The following is a 17,530-nucleotide window of genomic DNA, read 5'->3' on the forward strand; positions in this document are numbered from 1 at the left end:
GCGGATCGACATATAAAGATATCTTTATGTTTGATCCGTGGGGGCATAGCGCGTAGAGGCGGGGGCATTCACACACCCAGGAGATTTGCTCGTGGCCACTGCGCTCGCTGCCGAGACCACCGATTACGTCATCAAGGATATCGGTCTTGCCGATTTCGGCCGCGCCGAGATCAAGATCGCCGAAACCGAAATGCCGGGCCTGATGGCGCTGCGCGATGAGTTTGGTGCGTCGCAGCCGCTGAAGGGCGCGCGCATCACCGGGTCGCTGCACATGACGATCCAGACCGCGGTGCTGATCGAGACGCTGGTGGCACTGGGCGCCGACGTGCGCTGGGCGACCTGCAACATCTATTCGACGCAGGACCATGCCGCCGCCGCCATCGCTGCGGCCGGCATCCCGGTGTTCGCCGTGAAGGGCGAGACGCTGGCCGAATATTGGGACTATGTCGGCGACATCTTCAACTGGGGTGCCGATACCGACGGTACGACCGCGAACATCATCCTGGACGATGGCGGCGACGCGACGATGTTCGCGCTGTGGGGCGCCAAGCTGGAAGCCGGCGCGACCTTCGGCGAGCCCGAGAATGAAGAGGAAGTCGAGTTCCAGCGTTCGGTGAAGGCGTTCATCGCCAAGTATCCGGGCTATCTGACCGAGACGGTGAAGAACCTGAAGGGCGTGTCGGAAGAGACGACCACGGGCGTCCACCGCCTGTACGAGATTGCCAAGAAGGGCGAGCTGCCCTTCCCGGCGATCAACGTCAACGACTCGGTGACCAAGTCGAAGTTCGACAATCTGTACGGCTGCAAGGAGTCGCTGGTCGACGCGATCCGCCGCGCCACCGACGTGATGCTGGCCGGCAAGGTTGCCGCGGTCGCGGGCTTCGGTGACGTGGGCAAGGGCTCCGCCCAGTCGCTCCGCAACGGCGGCGCCCGCGTGCTGGTGACCGAGATCGATCCGATCTGCGCACTGCAGGCGGCGATGGAAGGCTTCGAGGTCGTGACGATGGACGAGGCGGTGAAGCGCGCCGACATCTTCGTGACCGCGACGGGCAACGCCGACGTGATCACCGCCGATCACATGAAGGCGATGAAGCCGATGTCGATCGTGTGCAACATCGGCCACTTCGACTCGGAGATCCAGATCGCCGCGCTGTCCAACTACAAGTGGACCGAGGTGAAGCCGGGCACCGACCTGGTCGAGTTCTCGGACGGCAAGCAGATCATCGTGCTGGCCAAGGGCCGCCTGGTGAACCTGGGCTGCGCGACGGGCCATCCGTCCTTCGTGATGTCGGCCTCGTTCACCAACCAGACGCTCGCGCAGATCGAGCTGTGGACGAAGTCCGAGAACTACAAGAACGAGGTGTATGTGCTTCCGAAGCATCTCGACGAAAAGGTCGCGGCGCTGCACCTCGAGAAGCTGGGCGTGCAGCTCTCCAAGCTGACCGAGAAGCAGGCCAATTATATTGGCGTGCCGGTCGAGGGGCCGTTCAAGCCGGACCATTACCGCTACTGATCGCCAGCCGATCGCGAGCAGAAGGCCGTGTCCACTTCGGTGGGCACGGCCTTTGTGCGTCTGGGTTGGATCCGGCGATCCATGGTGTACCCACCTCCTGTTGCGGAACGGCAACAACTAAGGATTATTACAACTAATTAGTGCAGTGTTATTGCCCTTTGTACGTCCAAGGTTTCAACGGAGCCTCTCGGCTGAGCCGAGCTTTCAAAGGGTTGTAAAATGAATCGCGTATCTGTTCGGAAGTCGGGCCTTGTGCTCACGGCTTCCACCATCGCCCTCGTCCTGGGTGCGACGCCCGACGTGGCAACGGCGCAGACCGTCACGCCGACAGATCAGCAGTCGCCGTCGGCCGATCAGAACCAGATCGGTGCGCCGCAGACCGAAGTGCCGCCTCCCGCGCTCGAAGACACGGGCGGCGAGATCGTCGTCACCGGCTCGCGCATCTCGCGCCCGACGCTCAATTCGCCGATCCCCGTCACCAGCCTGTCCGTCGCGGACCTGACGCGCACGGGTGCGGTGTCGGTCGGCGACGTGCTGAACGATCTGCCGTCGCTGCGCTCGACCTACAGCCAGGCGAATTCGACCCAGTTCATCGGCACGTCGGGCCTGAACCTGCTCGACCTGCGCGGCCTGGGCGTCGCGCGCACGCTGGTGCTGGTCAACGGCCGCCGCCACGTGACCGCGTCGGAGGGTGAGTTCCTCGTCGATACCAACACGATCCCGACCGACCTGCTCGACCGCGTCGATGTCGTGACGGGCGGCAGCTCGGCGGTATATGGTTCGGACGCGATGGCGGGCGTCGTCAACTTCGTGCTGAAGCGCGATTTCGACGGCCTGACACTGAACGCGCAGGGCGGTTTGAGCGACAAGGGCGACCGCGGCACCTATCGCGTGTCGGGCACCTTCGGGAAGAACTTCGCCGAAGGGCGCGGCAATATCGCGGTGGCGCTGGAGTACAACAAGCAGGATCTGCTGACCTATTCCGATCGCCCCGAGCTGACCGGCGCCTTTACCGGCCGCCGCCAGTTTCAGTTGATCGACAGCCCGGCAGCGGACAACACCACGCCCAACCGCACCTTCCTGCGCGACGTGCGCAGCTTCGGCTATGACAATGGCGGCAACTTCATCGCCTATAACGGGTCGAACCTTTTGTCCTGCGGCGGCGGCATCTCTGCGGCCTGCCTGGGTTCGGGCGTGCCGCGCGTGTTCGGCTTCAACACCGACGGGTCGCTGCGCGAGTACAACTACGGCACCGATTATCGTCCGATCGGGTCGGGCAACAACAATGGCGGGGACGGCGCGATCCTGAACGATCGCGGCACGCTGAACCCGCGCCTGCAACGCTATGTCGCCAATGTGCTCGGCCATTTCGACGTGTCGGACGCGTTCAAGCCCTTCTTCGAGGCCAAGTTCGTCCGCGTCGAAAGCTTCAACCAGGGCACGCCGACCTTCGCGCAGGGTGGCGAGCAGGGCATCATCACCGGCGAGGACGATGACGGCAACCCGACCAGCCGCCCCGCGAGCAACGCGTTCACCCGCCAGGCGATCGGCATCCCGATCTCGCTCGACAATCCGTATCTGCAACCGGGCGCCGCCGCGACGATCCGCTCATTGCTGCCCGCAGGCGCAAGCTTCTTCCGCCTGAACCGCAACAATAATGATTTCGGCACGCGTGACGAATTCGATCGCCGCGACACCTACCGCATCGTCGTCGGCACCGAGGGTACGTTCAACGAGGACTGGAAGTACGACGTCTCGGTCAATTACGGCGAGTTCCGCAGCCGTTCGACCTTCTACAACAACCGCATCAATCAGAATTTCTATAATGCGGTGGACGCGGTGACGAACGCCGCGGGGCAGATCGTGTGCCGGATCAACCAGACCAGCGTGACCGATCCGAACTGCGTGCCGATCAACGTGCTGGGCAACGGTTCGCCGAGCCAGGCCGCGCTGAACTATATCAACACCACCTCGGAGCGTCGCGGCAAGGCGACGCAATTCGACGTCAACGCCAACCTGGTCGGCGACAGCTCGCAACTGTTCGAGCTGCCGGGTGGCCCGGTGCGCTTCGCGATCGGCGGCGAATATCGCCGCGAGACCGCCTCCTATGCGTATGACGAGCTGGTCAGCAGCGGCCAGACCTTCCTGAACGCCATTCCCGCCTTCGATCCGCCGTCCTTCGCGGTGAAGGAAGCGTATGGCGAGCTGGAACTGCCGATCCTGCGCAACCTGCCCTTTGCCGAGGAGCTGACTGCGACGGGCGCCGTCCGCGTGGCGGATTACAAGGGTTCGGCCGGCACCGTCTGGGCGTGGAATGCCGGCGCGATCTATGCACCGATCCGCGACATCAAGTTCCGCGTGAACTATTCCAAATCGGTGCGCGCGCCGACCTTGGGTGATCTGTATTCGTCGCCCACGCAGAATTTCGGGCTGTTGAACGATCCGTGCGACGTCAACTTCATCGGTCAGGGACGTGCGAACCGCGCGGCGAACTGTGCGGCGGCGGGCGTGCCCACCGGCTTCATCAACAGCAGCGCCCGTGCGGGCAGCACCGAGATCCTGTCGGGCGGCAACCCCAATCTGGAGGCGGAAACCTCGCGGAGCTGGACGTATGGCGTGATCGTGCAGCCGTCGTTCCTGCCGGGCCTGGCGATCACCGCGGATTATTACGACATCAAGATCAGCAACGTCATCGCCTCGGTCGATGCGCAGACGATTTTGGACGCGTGCTATGACGCGACATCGCTCGACAACCAGTTCTGCGGCCTGATCAACCCGCGTCAGGCCAATGGCGAGTTCCAGCAGCCGGCACTGCTCCAGAGCACGGTGAACTTCGCCGCACTGCGCGCCAAGGGCATCGACATGGATGTCGCGTACAACCACCGCTTCGATGGCGACAATCGTCTGGCGCTGCGCGTCGTCGGTACCTGGGTGCGCAACCGGACCGACTTCCCCTATCTCGACAATCCGAGCCAGCCGGAGCGGATCAAGGGAGAGTTGGGCGATCCGATCTGGAACGTGAACTTCTCGGCCGACTATACGCACAAGGCCTGGACCCTCGGTTACCAGCTTCGCTACATCGGTCGCCAGTCGATCACCGACTGGGAAGCCCAGCACGAGACGAACGGCGTGCCGCCGCTCGATCCCTATTACGCGGACGTCACCTACTATCCGCGCGTATTCTATCATGCGGTCCGCGGGTCGGTGGATGTGAACGATCAGTTCCGCCTGTATGCGGGCGTCGACAACCTGACCGACAAGCGGCCGCCTTATGGCCTGCTGGGTAACGGCGAGGACGCGATCTACGACAATATCGGCCGCTTCATGTATGTCGGCGTGTCGGTGAAGATGTAAGTTTCACCAGCATCTGCTGCCTTTTCGGGGCCGGTCGGACTTCGCGTCCGGCCGGCCCTTCTTTTTGGGCAGGGTGCGCATCGACTTCCGCTGACGGCGTTTATCGGTTTACATGCCGGCCGCCATGACTCGCCCCCGTCCCCCGCGCTTCGCATGATCGTCCTCGACACGGTCCAGGCGCTGGCATTGGGGGCGATCATCAGCCTTTCGCTGCTGGGATCGGCGGCGATGCTGTACCTCGGCACCGCCGCGCGGACGACGGCACGGCGGCGGGCGGGCGAGATGGCGCATGCAGCGGCGTTGCTGCGGTCCGCGCCCGCACTGCCGATGCTGGTGCGTGCCGATGGGCGGATCGAGATGAGCACGCGGCTGGCCGACTGGCTGGGCTTTTCGGAGGTGCCGCGGTTCCTGGCCGACCTGGTGGGTGAAGGGGCCGGGCTTTCGGCACAGGACGGCGCTTTGCTCGCCGCCGATGTCGGGGCGGCGCAGCGCGGGGGACGCAGCTTCACCCGCGCCCTGCGGCCACAAGGCTCGGGCCGGTCGCTGGTGCTGAAGGGCGCCCGCGCGCCGCTGGAGCTGGGCGCGAATGGCAGCGTCGTCGTCTGGGCCTTTGACGGCACCGAAAGCGAAGCGGAGATCGCGCGTCTGGGTGGCGAGACGGCGCGGCTGGGTGGCGCGTTCGAGGCGCTGACCGGGCTGATCGAGGCCGCCCCGCTGCCGATGTGGTATCGCGAGGCGGATCTGCGGCTGACCATGGTCAACACCGCCTATGTCGATGCGGTGGAGGGCCGCAATGCCGCTGACGTGGTCTCGCGCGGGCTGGAACTGGTGGAAGGATCGGGACGGGGCGGGCCGCTGGCCGGTGCCGCGGCCGCGCGCGACAAGGGACGGCCGCACGAGCAGATCCTGCCCGCGACGATCGATGGCGCGCGCCGTTCGCTGCGCATCTACGACGTGCCGCTGCCCACCGGGGGCATTGCCGGCTTCGCGATCGATATCGAGGATCTGGAACAGTCGCGCGCAGGGGCAAAACGCTTTGCCGAGGCGCAGCGCGCGATGCTGGATCGCCTGTCCGCCGCCGTGGCGCAGTTCGGGCCGGATCGCGGCCTCGTCTTTTGTAACCAGCCGTTTCGGCGCATGTTCGCGATGCGCAGCGAATGGCTGGCCGACCGCCCGGAATTCGACCGGGTGCTGGAGCGGATGCGCGAGGCCAAGCGGCTGCCCGAAGTGCGCGACTTTCCCGGCTGGCGGGCCGAGCGCCACGAATGGTTCCGCCAGACCGAGGCCGCGATCGAGGAGCATTGGCACCTGTCGGGCGGCATCCATCTGCGTGTCGTGGCGCAGGCTTTGCCCGATGGCGGCCTGTTGCTGATCTTCGAGGATCGTACCGAGCAGGTGCAGCTTGCCTCTGCCCGAGATACGCTGCTGCGCGTGCGGTCCGCCACCTTCGACAATCTGTTCGAGGCGCTTGGCGTGTTCGCCGCCGATGGCCGACTGCAGTTGTGGAATAACCGCTTTCGCAGCCTGTGGGATGTGGAGGAGGAGTTTCTGGCGGCGCATCCGCGCGTCGATGCGCTGGCCGCCAAGATCGCGAACAAGTTGATGACGCCGAGCCGCGCCGGGCTGATGCCCGAACTGGTCCGCTCCGCCACGCAGGACCGGCAGCAGCGCGGCGGGCGCGTCGCCTTTGCCGATGGGCGGCATTTCGAGTTCGCCGGCGTGCCGCTGCCCGATGGCAATGCGCTGTTCACCATGCTGGACATCACCGACAGCCGTCGCGCCGAACAGGCGCTGCGCGACCGCGCGGATGCGCTGGAAGCGGCCGACAAGGTGAAGACCGCCTTCGTCGCGAACATGAGCTACGAATTGCGCACGCCGCTGACATCGATCAGCGGTTTTGCGGAGATGCTGCACGGCGGCTATGCCGGTGCACTGCCCGATCAGGCCAAGGGCTATGTCGAGGCGATCCTGGAATCGACCGAGCGGCTGGGCCTGCTGGTCGATGATGTGCTGGACCTGACGGTGGCGGCGGATGGCGCCGCGCAGTTCGAGGATGTCGATCTGGCCCAGGTGGTGCGCGCGGCGGCCGATACGCTGCGGTCCCCGGCAAACCGTCGTCGCCTCGACTTTGCGGTGGAGATATCGCGGTCGCTCGGCCGGATCAGCGGCGATCGCCGGCGGCTGAAGGAAGCGGTCGAGCATCTGTTGCGCCACGCGGTCGAACACACGCCGGAGGGCGGTCGCGTGCTGCTCCATGCGGACGGCGATGCGGCGCGGGCGCGGATCATCGTGTCCGATGACGGACCCGGCATGGACGCAGACGCGGTTGCCCATGCCTTTGACCGTTTCGCCGAGCCCGCGATCAAGGCGACCGGGGGGCGTGCACTCGGTCTCGGCCTGCCGCTCGCCCGCCAGTTCGTCGAGGCGCATGGCGGCACCGTCATGCTGGTGTCCGAACTGGGCGCGGGCACGCTGGCGACGATCGAGCTGCCTCGCCGTCAGGGATGACTTGAGGGCGCCGCCGCTCTATCCCGGCGCCATGCTGATCCTTCCCGACCCAGCCGCCACCGAGGCGTTCGGCCGTGCGCTGGCCACCCGTGTGCGCCCCGGTGACATGATAACGCTGGAAGGGCCGCTCGGCGCCGGCAAGACGAGCATTGCGCGTGGCCTGCTCGCCGCCCTGGGGCTGGCCGGCGAGGCGCCATCGCCGAGTTTCGCGATCGTCCAGCCCTATGCCCCGCCCGAGGTGGATTTCCCTGTCCTTCATGTCGATCTCTACCGGCTCGACGGCCCGGAGCAACTGGACGAACTGGGGCTGGAGGAAGCGCGCTGGGATTCGTTGCTGATCGTCGAATGGCCCGATCGGGCCGGTCCCGACGCATGGCCCGATGCACTCGCTTTGTCGCTTGAGCCGACGCCGGATGGCGGTCGCCGCTTGACAGCGAAGGTGCCGGAGGCATGGGAGCAGCGATGGCCGATATGACCCCGCCCGCCGATGCGCCCGCCTTTCTCGCGACCTGTGGTTGGACGGGGGCGGCGATCGCGCCGCTCGCCGGCGACGCGTCGTTTCGCCGCTATTTTCGCGTCACCGATGGCGTTCGCAGCGCGGTGCTGATGGATGCGCCGCCGCCGCATGAGGATCCGCGACCGTTCCTGTCGGTAGCGCGCTGGTTGAGCGGCAAGGGCTTTGCCGCGCCGGCGATCCTGGGACTGGACGAGGCGCGCGGCTTCGTGCTGCTGGAGGATTTCGGCGATGCGCGCATGCGCGAGGCGATCGAGGCCGATCCGGACGCCACCATGCCGCTCTATGCGGCGGCCGTCGACCTTCTGGTCGCGTTGCGCGCGCATGCGCCGGAGGGGCTGGCACCGTATGACGCGGCCGTTTTGCACCGCGAGGTGGAGCTGTTCACCCAGTGGTACGCGCCAGCCGTCGGGCTGGAGGTCGACACCGCCGGCTACCGGGCGGCCTGGGATGCGGTGTTCGCGCATGGCCTGACCGGGCGGCCGGTCGCCGTGCTGCGCGACTATCATGTCGAAAACCTGATGCTGGTCGGCCCGGCACGGTCGCTGGGGCTGCTCGACTTCCAGGACGCGCTGGCCGGGCACGCTGCCTATGATCTCGTTTCGCTGTTGCAGGATGCGCGCCGCGATGTGGAGCCGTCGATCGAGGGGGCGATGCTGGCCCGCTATCTGGCCGCGACAGGTGAGGGGGATGCGTTCATGAACGCCTATCACGTGCTGGGCGCGCAGCGGAACGCCAAGATCCTGGGGATCTTCACCCGGCTTTGGCAGCGTGACGGCAAGCCGCGCTACACCGGCCTGTGCCCGCGCGTCTGGGCCTATCTGGAGCGTGACCTGTCGCAACCGGTGCTGGCGCCTGTCGCTGCATGGTTCGCGGACAATGTCCCGCCCGAGTTACGCGGTGATCCCGGAGTGCTGGCGGCATGAGCCGGCCGCGGCCCTTGCGTCCGGTGCCCGGCGGCTCGGTGCCGGCCACGGCGATGGTGATGGCGGCAGGGCTGCGCAAGCGGATGCGCCCGCTGACCGCCACCCGCCCCAAGCCGCTGGTCGAGGTGGCCGGCAAGCCGTTGATCGATCATGTGTTCGATCGGCTGCGCGCCGCCGGCATCGGCCGGGCGGTGGTCAACGTCCATTACCTGGCGGACACGCTGGAGGCGCATCTGGCGGACCGCTATCCGGATATGGAGATCGTCATCTCCGACGAGCGTGGCCGGCTGATGGAAACCGGCGGCGGGCTGGTCCAGGCGCGCGACCTGCTTGGGAACGAGCCCGTGCTGGTCGTCAACAGCGACAATCTGTGGCTCGACGGACCGATGGATGCGATCCGTCTGCTCGCCTCCCGGTGGGACGATGCGGCGATGGATGCGCTGCTGCTGATGGTGCCGCTGGCGCGCGCGCATAATCATGGCGGACACGGGGATTTCCATCTCGACGCAAACGGCCGCATCACCAAGCGGCGGCGTGCGGGCACCGTTGCCCCCTTCTGTTATACCGGCATCCAGATGCTGCACCCGCGACTGATCGCCGATTGGCCGGAGGGGCCGTTTTCGACCAATCTGTTCTGGGATCGCGCGATGGCGGCCGGCCGCGCCTTCGGTCAGGTGCATCAGGGCCTGTGGTTCGACGTCGGCACGCCCGGCGCGATCCGTCGGACCGAGTTGTTGCTGGCCGATGGTTGAGGGGCGGGGGCTGCGGCTTTACACCATTCCAGCGCATCGTGGGTTTGCCGATGCGTTGGTTGCGGGGTTGAAGCGGCGGGCGGGGGATGATCCGCTAGCGTTGGCGCAAGGGGCGATCCTGCTGCCGAACAACCGGGCGGTGCGTGCGGTGACGGATGCGTTCGTGCGGGCGAGCGGGGCCGGGCTGATCCTGCCGCGCATGGTGGCGCTGGGCGATCCGGAGGCGGGCGAGACCGCGGGTGCCGCGCTCGATCCGGCGGATGCCACCGAGCCACCGCCGCCCGCCATCGCCCCTTATGCGCGCCGCATGATCCTGGCCCGCCTGGTCGCGGAGGAACGCGCGCGCGCCGGCCAGCCGATCAACGCGGCGGAGGCGGTGCGCCTGGCCGGCGATCTGGCCCGCACGCTGGACCAGTTGCTGGTCGAGCAGGTGCCGCCCACCGCACTGCGCGAGATCGATCTGGGCGACCTGAACGCCCACTGGCAGCGCGCATTGGCGACGTTCAACGTGGTACTGGACCGCTGGCCCGCCGAGCTGGCGCGGGCCGGGATGATCGACGCGGCCGATCGCCGCACCCGGCTGCTCGACCGGCTGACCGACCGCTGGCGCGCGACCCCGCCCACGGGCTTCGTCTGTGCCGCCGGCATCACCGACACCGCGCCCGCCGTCGCCCGCCTGCTGCGCTGCGTGTCGGAGATGCCGCGCGGATCGGTGGTGTTCGCCGGGCTCGACCTGGCGATGCCGATCGAGGAATGGGATGCGCTGGGCCCGCACCAGCCCGACCCCGTCACCGGGCGCCGTCGCCGGTCGATCGAGACGCATCCGCAATTCGTTCCCAAGCTGATGCTGGACCGCATGGGTGTCGGCCGAGGCGAGGTGAAGACGTGGCGCGGCGGCACCGAATATGATGCCGGCGCCGCCCGCGGCCGTGCCATCGCCAATGCGCTGGCGCCTGCCGACTTCACCGGCAAATGGACCGACCTGCCCGCCGAGGACCGGCGGCTGCGCGGCGTGACCTCGATCGATCTCGCCACCCCGGCCGAGGAAGCGCAGGCGATCGCGCTCGCCTTGCGCGGCGTGCTGGAGACGCCGGGCAGCACCGCCGCGCTGGTCACGCCGGACCGGGCGCTGGCCCGCCGGGTGGCGGTGCATTGCCGCCGGTGGGGGATCGAGATCGACGATTCCGCCGGCCGCCCGCTGTCCATCCTGCCGCCGGGCACCTTTCTGCTCGCGCTGGCGGAAGCGGCGTCGCAGCATTTCAACCCGCTGGCGCTGCTCGCGCTGCTCAAGCACCCGCTGGTCCGGCAGAGCGAGCGCATCGCCTGGCTGGACGGGGTGCGCGCGCTGGACCGGGCGCTGCGCGGACCACGCCCGGCGCCGGGGCTGGACGGCATTGCCGCGCATCTGAAAAAGGGTACCGCCGCCACCTTCTGGGCGGAGGCGTGTCCCGCGCTGGAGCCGGTCGGCCGCACCTTTGGCGATGGTCCGCAAAGCCTGCACGGCCTGGTCGCCTGTCTGCGCGAATGTGCGCAGTCCCTGTGCGGCGACGTGCTGTGGGAGGGACCGGCGGGCCGCGCCGCCGCCGAGTTCCTGAGCGCGCTGGAGGCCGAATCGCATGCCGGCCCGCCGCGCGTCAGTCCGCAGGATGTGCCCGCGCTGCTCCGCACTCTGCTGGACGAAGTGGCCGTCCGCCCGCAACGCGGCAGCAACCATCCCCGCCTCGCCATCTACGGCCTGATCGAAGCGCGGTTGCAGACCGCGGACCTGATGATCGCGGGCGGGTTGAACGAGGGCGTCTGGCCCGGTCGCCCCGCACCCGACCCGTGGCTGGCGCCGCGCATCCGCGCCGATCTGGGCCTGCAGGGGCTGGAGCGGCGTATCGGTATCGCCGCGCACGATCTGGCCGAGGCGATGGGCGCACCCGCCGCGCTGCTGACGCGCAGCCGCCGCGACGCGAGTTCGCCGACGCTCGCCTCGCGCTTCTGGCTGCGGCTTCAGGCGATGGCCGGCGAGCGGTTCGAGCGCGATCTGGCGCTGGAGGACTGGACCCGCATCCTCGACCAGCCGGCGGATCATGCGCCAGCCGAGCGTCCCGCGCCGATGCCGCCCGCCGCGCTGCGCCCGCGCGTCATCTCGGTCACCGAGGTGGACCGGCTGAAGGCGGACCCGTTCGCCTTTTACGCGCGCCGCGTGCTGCGCCTGATGCCGCTGGAACCGGTGGATGCCGATCCGAGCGCGGCATGGCGCGGCACCGCCGTTCACGACATATTGGAAGCGTGGTGGAAGGAGGATGGTTGCGCGCCCGAGGCGCTGCGCCCGCGTGCCGCGGCGATGCTGAAGGAACAGCGCGTCCACCCGATGATGCGCGCGCTGTGGTGGCCCCGGCTGGAGGAAGCGATCGACTGGATCGCCCGCACCGTCGCCGAGCAGGCCGCCGCCGGCCGGTCGGTGCTGAGCGCGGAAGGGCAGGGGCAGGTCGTCCATGCGGGCGTCACCCTGTCCGGCCGGTACGACCGGATCGACCGGCTGGCGGACGGCGGGGTCGCGATCATCGACTACAAGACCGGCAAGCCCCCTTCCACCGCGGCGGTGCGCGACGGATACAGCCTGCAGCTCGGCCTGCTTGGCCTGATCGCCGAACGGGGCGGGTTCGAGGGCGTTCGCGGGCGCGCGGGTGCGTTCGAATATTGGTCGATGGGGCGCGGGCGTGAGGGGCTGGGCTATATCGCCACGCCGGTCGATCCGGACGGCAAGCGCGAGCGTATCCCGACCGGCGATTTCGTCGGCATCGCCGCCAGCAACTTCGCCGATGCGGCGGGCGCATGGCTGACCGGCACCGCGCCGTTCACCGCCAAGCTGGTGCCCGAATATGCCCCGTATGCCGAATATGACCAACTGATGCGCCGGGACGAATGGTATGGCCGGGACCGGTAACGTGCTGGCAAAGCTGCCGCTGCTGAAGGGATCGCAAAAGGCGGCAAGCGATCCGCAGGCGCATGTCTGGCTGTCCGCATCCGCGGGCACGGGCAAGACGCAGGTGCTGGCCGCGCGCGTGTTCCGCCTGTTGCTGCGCGGCGTGTCGCCCGATGCGATCCTGTGCCTGACCTTTACCAAGGCGGGTGCCGCGGAGATGGCGCAGCGGATCAACGGACGGCTGGCCGCCTGGGTGCGCATGGCGGACACGGAACTGGCCGCCGATCTGCATGCGCTGGGCGAGGTGGAGTCGCCGGCGCTCCGCGCACATGCCCGCACGCTGTTCGCCAGGGTGCTGGACGCGCCGGGCGGGGGCTTGCGTATCCAGACCATCCACGGCTTCTGCCAGGGGCTGCTCGCCGCCTTTCCGGTCGAGGCCGGGCTGACCCCCGGCTTCCGCCCGCTGGAGGCGCGTGAGGAAGCGGGACTGGCGCGCGAGGCGTTGGCGATGATGCTGGAGCGTGCCGAGGCGGAGGGGCGCGAGGGGCCGATCGCGACGGTCGGCCGCCTGTCGCTGCGGCTGGGCGAGGGCGGGGCGGAGGCGTTCCTCGCCGCCTGTGCCCGCGCGCCGGGCGCGCTGGAGGCGCTGCCGGCCGGTATCCAGCCCTGGCTTCGCCGCGCGCTGGATCTGCCGGCCGGCGATATCGATGAAGCGATCATGGAAGGGTGCGACTGCCTGGACCGTGACGCGATCGCCCGCATCGCGGGGGCGAACCGTGCCTGGGGCACCGCGACCGGCCAGAAGGTGGTCGCCGTGATCGAGGCGTGGATGGACGCCGGCCCGGCGGGGCAGGCCGCGACGCTGGGCGACCTGATGGGCACCGTCTTCACCGCCAAGGGCGAGCCGCGCAAGGCATCCAAGAAGCTGACCGATGCCGAGCCCGATTATGAAGAGATCGCGCTGGAACTGGGCAGCGAATGCCGCCGGCTGCTCGGACTGGCGGCGCGGGCCGGCTACGCCGATCTGCTCGCCGATGCGCTTGTCGTCGGGCGCGACTATGCGCGCGCCTATGTCGAGGCGAAGCGCCAGGTGGGCGCGGTCGATTTCGACGATCTGATCCGTACCACGGTCGGCCTGCTCGAACAGCCGGGCATCGGCGACTGGGTCCGCTACAAGCTGGATCAGGTGACCGAGCATGTCCTGATCGACGAGGCGCAGGACACGAACCTGAACCAGTGGCGGATCGTGCGCGCGCTGTCCGACGAGTTCTTCGTCGGCCGCGGCGTCTATGCGCCGTCGGTCCGCACCCTGTTCACGGTGGGCGATTACAAACAGGCGATCTTCGGGTTTCAGGGGACGGACCCGATCAACTTCGCCGCGGCCGAGCGACATTTCAGCGGCAAGGCGTCCCTCGTCGCGGGCGACGAAAGCGTGCCGGATGACGAACGCGGCCTGCCGTTCAATCAGTTGTCGCTGACCCACAGCTTCCGCACCACGCGCCCCGTACTGGAATTCGTCGATGCCGCGATCGATGCGGTGGGCGATGCCGGGCTGGGCGTCATGGCCGCGATCGAGGAACATGCCAGCGAAGTGCCCGGCCCCGGCCGCGTCACGCTGTGGCCGGCGGTGAATGCGGGCGGCAGCGAGGAGGACGAGGAAGGCTGGATCGACGATGCGGTCCGCAAGGTCGCCACCGATGTCGCACGCGCTGTCCGCCGCTGGCTGGACGCCGGCCTGATGCTGGAAAGCAAGGGGCGTCCGCTGGAGCCGCAGGACGTGATGATCCTGGTCAAGCGCCGCGGCGACCTCGCCTCGCTGATCGTCGCGCGGCTCTATGCCGAAGGGGTGCCGGTCGCGGGCGTCGATCGCCTCCGCCTGAACGCACCGCTGGCGGTGCAGGACCTGCTCGCCGCGATCCGCTTCGTGCTGCAGCCGGATGACGATCTGTCGCTGGCGTCGCTGCTTGTTTCGCCACTGGTCGGCTGGACGCAGGACGAATTGATGGCCGCCGCGCCGCGCGATCATGGCAGCCTGTGGGCGCATCTCGTCCGCACCCAGACGCCGAACGCGCTGGGGCCACTTCGCGGTATGCTCGCCCGCGCCGATATCGCGACGCCCTATCAGTTTCTGGAAGAATTGCTGTCGGGGCCGCTGGATGGCCGGCGCAAGCTGATCCGGAGACTGGGGACCGAAGCGCGCGACCCCATCGAGGAACTGCTGAACGCCGCCCTGACCTTCGAGAGTACGACCACGCCGTCGCTGCAACGCTTTCTCGACTGGTTCGACCGCGGCGATGTGGAAATTGTGCGCGACCCTTCCGCGCCGCTGGATGCGGTGCGCGTGATGACCGCGCATGGATCCAAGGGATTGCAGGCGCCGCTCGTCATCCTCGCCGATGCCGCGATCGACCCGACGGCCTCGCCCCGGTCGATCCTGCGCTGGGCGCCCGAGGCCGGCGACCAGCCCATTCCCGTCTTCGCGCCGCGCGGGGACGAGCGCGGCGGGCCGCTGGATGTCGTCGCCGACGAACTGGCCGCGCGCGAACTCGCCGAGCATTGGCGGCTTTTCTACGTCGCGGCGACGCGCGCGGAGGAGCAGCTTGTCGTGGCCGGTGCGCTCGGCAAGCGTGCGGCGGGCGAGCCGCCACGGGATAGCTGGTACGCCGCCTGCGCACGGGCGCTGACCGCGCTGGGCGTGCCGGAAGGGGAGGGCGAGCGCGTCTTCACCGGCCGGGAGCCGCAGCCGCCGGTGCCGCTGCGTGCGCGGGGCGGGGTGGTCGCCGCGATGGCACGCGCCGCGCTGCCCGACTGGGCGCGTGCCCCCGCACCGGTCGAATCGCGTCCGCCGCGCCCGCTCGCACCCTCGGCGTTGGGCGAGGATCGTGTGTCCGATCCGCCACCGACGCCGGCGATGCGCGCCGCGGCGGAGCGCGGGCGGCTGATCCATTGCCTGCTGGAACGCCTGCCGGGCGTGCCTATTGCGCAGCGGGAGGCTGCGGCGGATCGCTGGTTGGCCACGGCGGGGCAGGTAGGCGATGCGGGCGAGCGGGCGGCGCTATCCGCTACCGTGCGTGCGATCCTCGACGATCCGGCGCACGCCGCGCTGTTTGGTCCCAATTCGCTGGCCGAGGCGCCGATCGCCGCGACCCTGCCCAGCGGGCATGTCATCTCAGGCCAGGTCGACCGGCTGCTGGTCGAGGCGGACCGGGTTTCGCTGGTCGATTACAAGACCGGCCGCCGCGCGCCGGCGACGCTGGACGAGGTGCCGGATTACCATCTGCAACAGATGGGGGCCTATGCCGCGGCGCTGCGCGTGATCTTCCCCGGCCGCGCGATCGAGGTGGCGTTGCTCTACACCGCAGGGCCGCGGATGATCGTGATCCCGCCGGCCGTGCTGGAGGCGAACAAGCCCCGCTTTGTGGCGGCGGAGCAAAGCTAACGGTTGAGCGGTTGAAGGTCTGACCCTAGATCGGCCACATCCAAGGAGATTACGACATGGCAACCAAGCAGATCACCGACGCCAGCTTCGACGCGGACGTGCTGAATTCCGACAAGCCGGTGCTGGTGGACTTCTGGGCGGAATGGTGCGGTCCGTGCAAGATGATCGGCCCGTCGCTGGAGGAGCTGTCCGAGGAACTGGGCGAGCAGGTGACGATCGCCAAGCTGAACATCGACGACAACCCCGACGCGCCCGGCCGCTACGGCGTGCGGGGGATTCCGACGATGATCCTCTTCAAGGCCGGCACCCCGGCCGCGACCAAGGTCGGCGCCGAGCCCAAGGGCCGGATCAAGGCCTGGCTCGAAGGCGCGCTCTGATGTTCCAGGCCCTCTCCCCCGGCGGGAGAGGGTCTTTCGTCAGCTCCGGTAATCGGCGTTGATGCTGATATAACCATGGGTCAGGTCGCAGGTCCAAACCGTGGCCTCGCCCTCGCCGATCCCTAGGTCGACGCCGATCTCGACCTCCTGGCCCTTCAGATGGGCCGCCACCGGCGCTTCGTCATAGCCCTCGACCGCCAGACCTTCGCGCGCCACCTGCGTGTTGCCGAAGCGGATCGAGAGCTGATCGCGCTCGGCCGCCTCGCCGGCCTTGCCCACCGCCATCACCACGCGGCCCCAATTGGCGTCCTCGCCCGCCACCGCCGTCTTCACCAGCGGCGAGTTGGCGATCGACATCGCGATCCGGTGCGCGGAACGGTCGCTGTCGGCGCCGGTCACCTGCACCTCGATCAGCTTCGTCGCGCCCTCGCCGTCGCGCACCACCAGTACCGCCAGTTGGTGGCACAGATCGGCCAGCGCGGCGCGGAAGGCGTCCGCCCCGTCGCTGTCGTCATCGACCAGCACCGCATTGCCCGCAGCGCCGGTGGCGAAGGCCAGCACGGTGTCGCTGGTCGACGTATCGCCGTCCACGGTGATGCACGAAAAGGTTCGCGCATTCGCCCCCGTCATCGCGCGTTGCAGGAAGGCCGGATCGACGGCGGCGTCGGTGAAGATGAAGCCCAGCATCGTCGCCATGTCCGGCGCGATCATGCCCGATCCCTTGATGATCCCCGCCAGCGTGACGGTGCGCCCATCCACCACCGCGGTGGTCACCGCGCCCTTGGCAAAGGTGTCGGTCGTCATGATCGTGGCGGCGGCATCCTCCCACCCGCACGGTTCGGCCGCAAAGGCGGCGTCCAGCCCGGCCTCCGCCTTGTCGATCGGCAGCGGCACGCCGATCACGCCCGTCGATGCGACGAACACGTCCGACGGCACGCAGCCGAGCGCAGACGCCGTACGCGCCGCGATCGCCTCCACCGCCGCACGCCCACGATGCCCGGTGAACGCGTTGGAGTTCCCCGCATTCACCACCAGCGCGCGCGCCTGCCCCAGCACCAGCGCCTGCCGACACCACTCCACCTCCGGCGACGGGCATTTGCTGTTCGTCAACACCCCCGCGACGCTCGTTCCTTCGGCCAGCGTGACGAACGTCAGGTCGCACCGTTCCCAAGCCTTGTAGCCGGCACGCGCGACACGCAACGCAACGCCACCAACGGCAGGCACGGCAGGAAA

At 68.5% G+C, this 17,530-nt stretch carries 10 protein-coding genes; 9 read left to right on the forward strand and 1 reads right to left on the reverse strand.

The window, feature by feature from the left end; translation table 11 throughout:
* Positions 1-91 precede the first annotated feature (91 nt).
* From ahcY to trxA, 9 genes are all read left to right on the forward strand, one after another.
* On the forward strand, positions 92-1,513 hold the full coding sequence (ahcY, locus tag Q0U08_RS04185; RefSeq protein ID WP_298089923.1) for an adenosylhomocysteinase: 1,422 nt from the start codon (positions 92-94) through the stop codon (positions 1,511-1,513).
* A 252-nt stretch (positions 1,514-1,765) separates the two neighbouring features.
* A complete protein-coding gene (locus Q0U08_RS04190; RefSeq protein WP_298089925.1) occupies positions 1,766-4,867 on the forward strand; it encodes a TonB-dependent receptor in 3,102 nt (1,033 codons plus the stop codon).
* A gap of 153 nt (positions 4,868-5,020) precedes the next feature.
* Positions 5,021-7,375 (forward strand): PAS domain-containing sensor histidine kinase, encoded by a 2,355-nt coding sequence (locus Q0U08_RS04195; protein WP_298089927.1) that lies wholly within the window; start codon positions 5,021-5,023, stop codon positions 7,373-7,375.
* Positions 7,376-7,406: 31 nt separating this feature from the next.
* A complete protein-coding gene (tsaE, locus tag Q0U08_RS04200) occupies positions 7,407-7,850 on the forward strand; it encodes a tRNA (adenosine(37)-N6)-threonylcarbamoyltransferase complex ATPase subunit type 1 TsaE (protein ID WP_298089939.1) in 444 nt (147 codons plus the stop codon).
* A complete protein-coding gene (locus tag Q0U08_RS04205; protein WP_298089941.1) occupies positions 7,847-8,815 on the forward strand; it encodes a phosphotransferase in 969 nt (322 codons plus the stop codon). The genes tsaE and Q0U08_RS04205 overlap by 4 nt, the downstream gene beginning before the upstream one ends.
* Positions 8,812-9,567: a nucleotidyltransferase family protein gene (locus Q0U08_RS04210; RefSeq protein ID WP_298089930.1), complete on the forward strand. Its 756-nt coding sequence runs from the start codon at positions 8,812-8,814 to the stop codon at positions 9,565-9,567. Before Q0U08_RS04205 ends, Q0U08_RS04210 begins: the two co-directional genes overlap by 4 nt.
* Complete coding sequence (locus Q0U08_RS04215; RefSeq protein WP_298089932.1) at positions 9,560-12,502, forward strand: PD-(D/E)XK nuclease family protein; 2,943 nt, start codon at positions 9,560-9,562, stop codon at positions 12,500-12,502. Before Q0U08_RS04210 ends, Q0U08_RS04215 begins: the two co-directional genes overlap by 8 nt.
* Positions 12,486-15,920: a double-strand break repair helicase AddA gene (addA, locus tag Q0U08_RS04220; protein ID WP_298089933.1), complete on the forward strand. Its 3,435-nt coding sequence runs from the start codon at positions 12,486-12,488 to the stop codon at positions 15,918-15,920. The genes Q0U08_RS04215 and addA overlap by 17 nt, the downstream gene beginning before the upstream one ends.
* 56 nt (positions 15,921-15,976) lie before the next feature.
* A complete protein-coding gene (gene trxA / locus Q0U08_RS04225; RefSeq protein WP_112382432.1) occupies positions 15,977-16,297 on the forward strand; it encodes a thioredoxin in 321 nt (106 codons plus the stop codon).
* Between the two features lie 39 nt (positions 16,298-16,336).
* On the opposite strand, the gene argJ is transcribed toward trxA, so the two are convergent.
* Positions 16,337-17,530: bifunctional glutamate N-acetyltransferase/amino-acid acetyltransferase ArgJ (gene argJ, locus Q0U08_RS04230; protein ID WP_298089934.1), on the reverse strand; the 1,194-nt coding region annotated here is incomplete at its 5' end.

Source organism: uncultured Sphingomonas sp. (assembly GCF_946477935.1).
Classification (GTDB): Bacteria; Pseudomonadota; Alphaproteobacteria; order Sphingomonadales; family Sphingomonadaceae; genus Sphingomonas.

Excerpts from the sequence above, each read along its gene's own strand:
- Q0U08_RS04195 (WP_298089927.1), top strand. The coding sequence starts at position 5,021 with ATGATCGTCCTCGACACGGTCCAGGCGCTGGCATTGGGGGCGATCATC.
- tsaE (WP_298089939.1), top strand. The coding sequence starts at position 7,407 with ATGCTGATCCTTCCCGACCCAGCCGCCACCGAGGCGTTCGGCCGTGCG.
- Q0U08_RS04205 (WP_298089941.1), top strand. The coding sequence starts at position 7,847 with ATGACCCCGCCCGCCGATGCGCCCGCCTTTCTCGCGACCTGTGGTTGG.
- Q0U08_RS04210 (WP_298089930.1), top strand. The coding sequence starts at position 8,812 with ATGAGCCGGCCGCGGCCCTTGCGTCCGGTGCCCGGCGGCTCGGTGCCG.
- Q0U08_RS04215 (WP_298089932.1), top strand. The coding sequence starts at position 9,560 with ATGGTTGAGGGGCGGGGGCTGCGGCTTTACACCATTCCAGCGCATCGT.
- addA (WP_298089933.1), top strand. The coding sequence starts at position 12,486 with ATGGCCGGGACCGGTAACGTGCTGGCAAAGCTGCCGCTGCTGAAGGGA.
- trxA (WP_112382432.1), top strand. The coding sequence starts at position 15,977 with ATGGCAACCAAGCAGATCACCGACGCCAGCTTCGACGCGGACGTGCTG.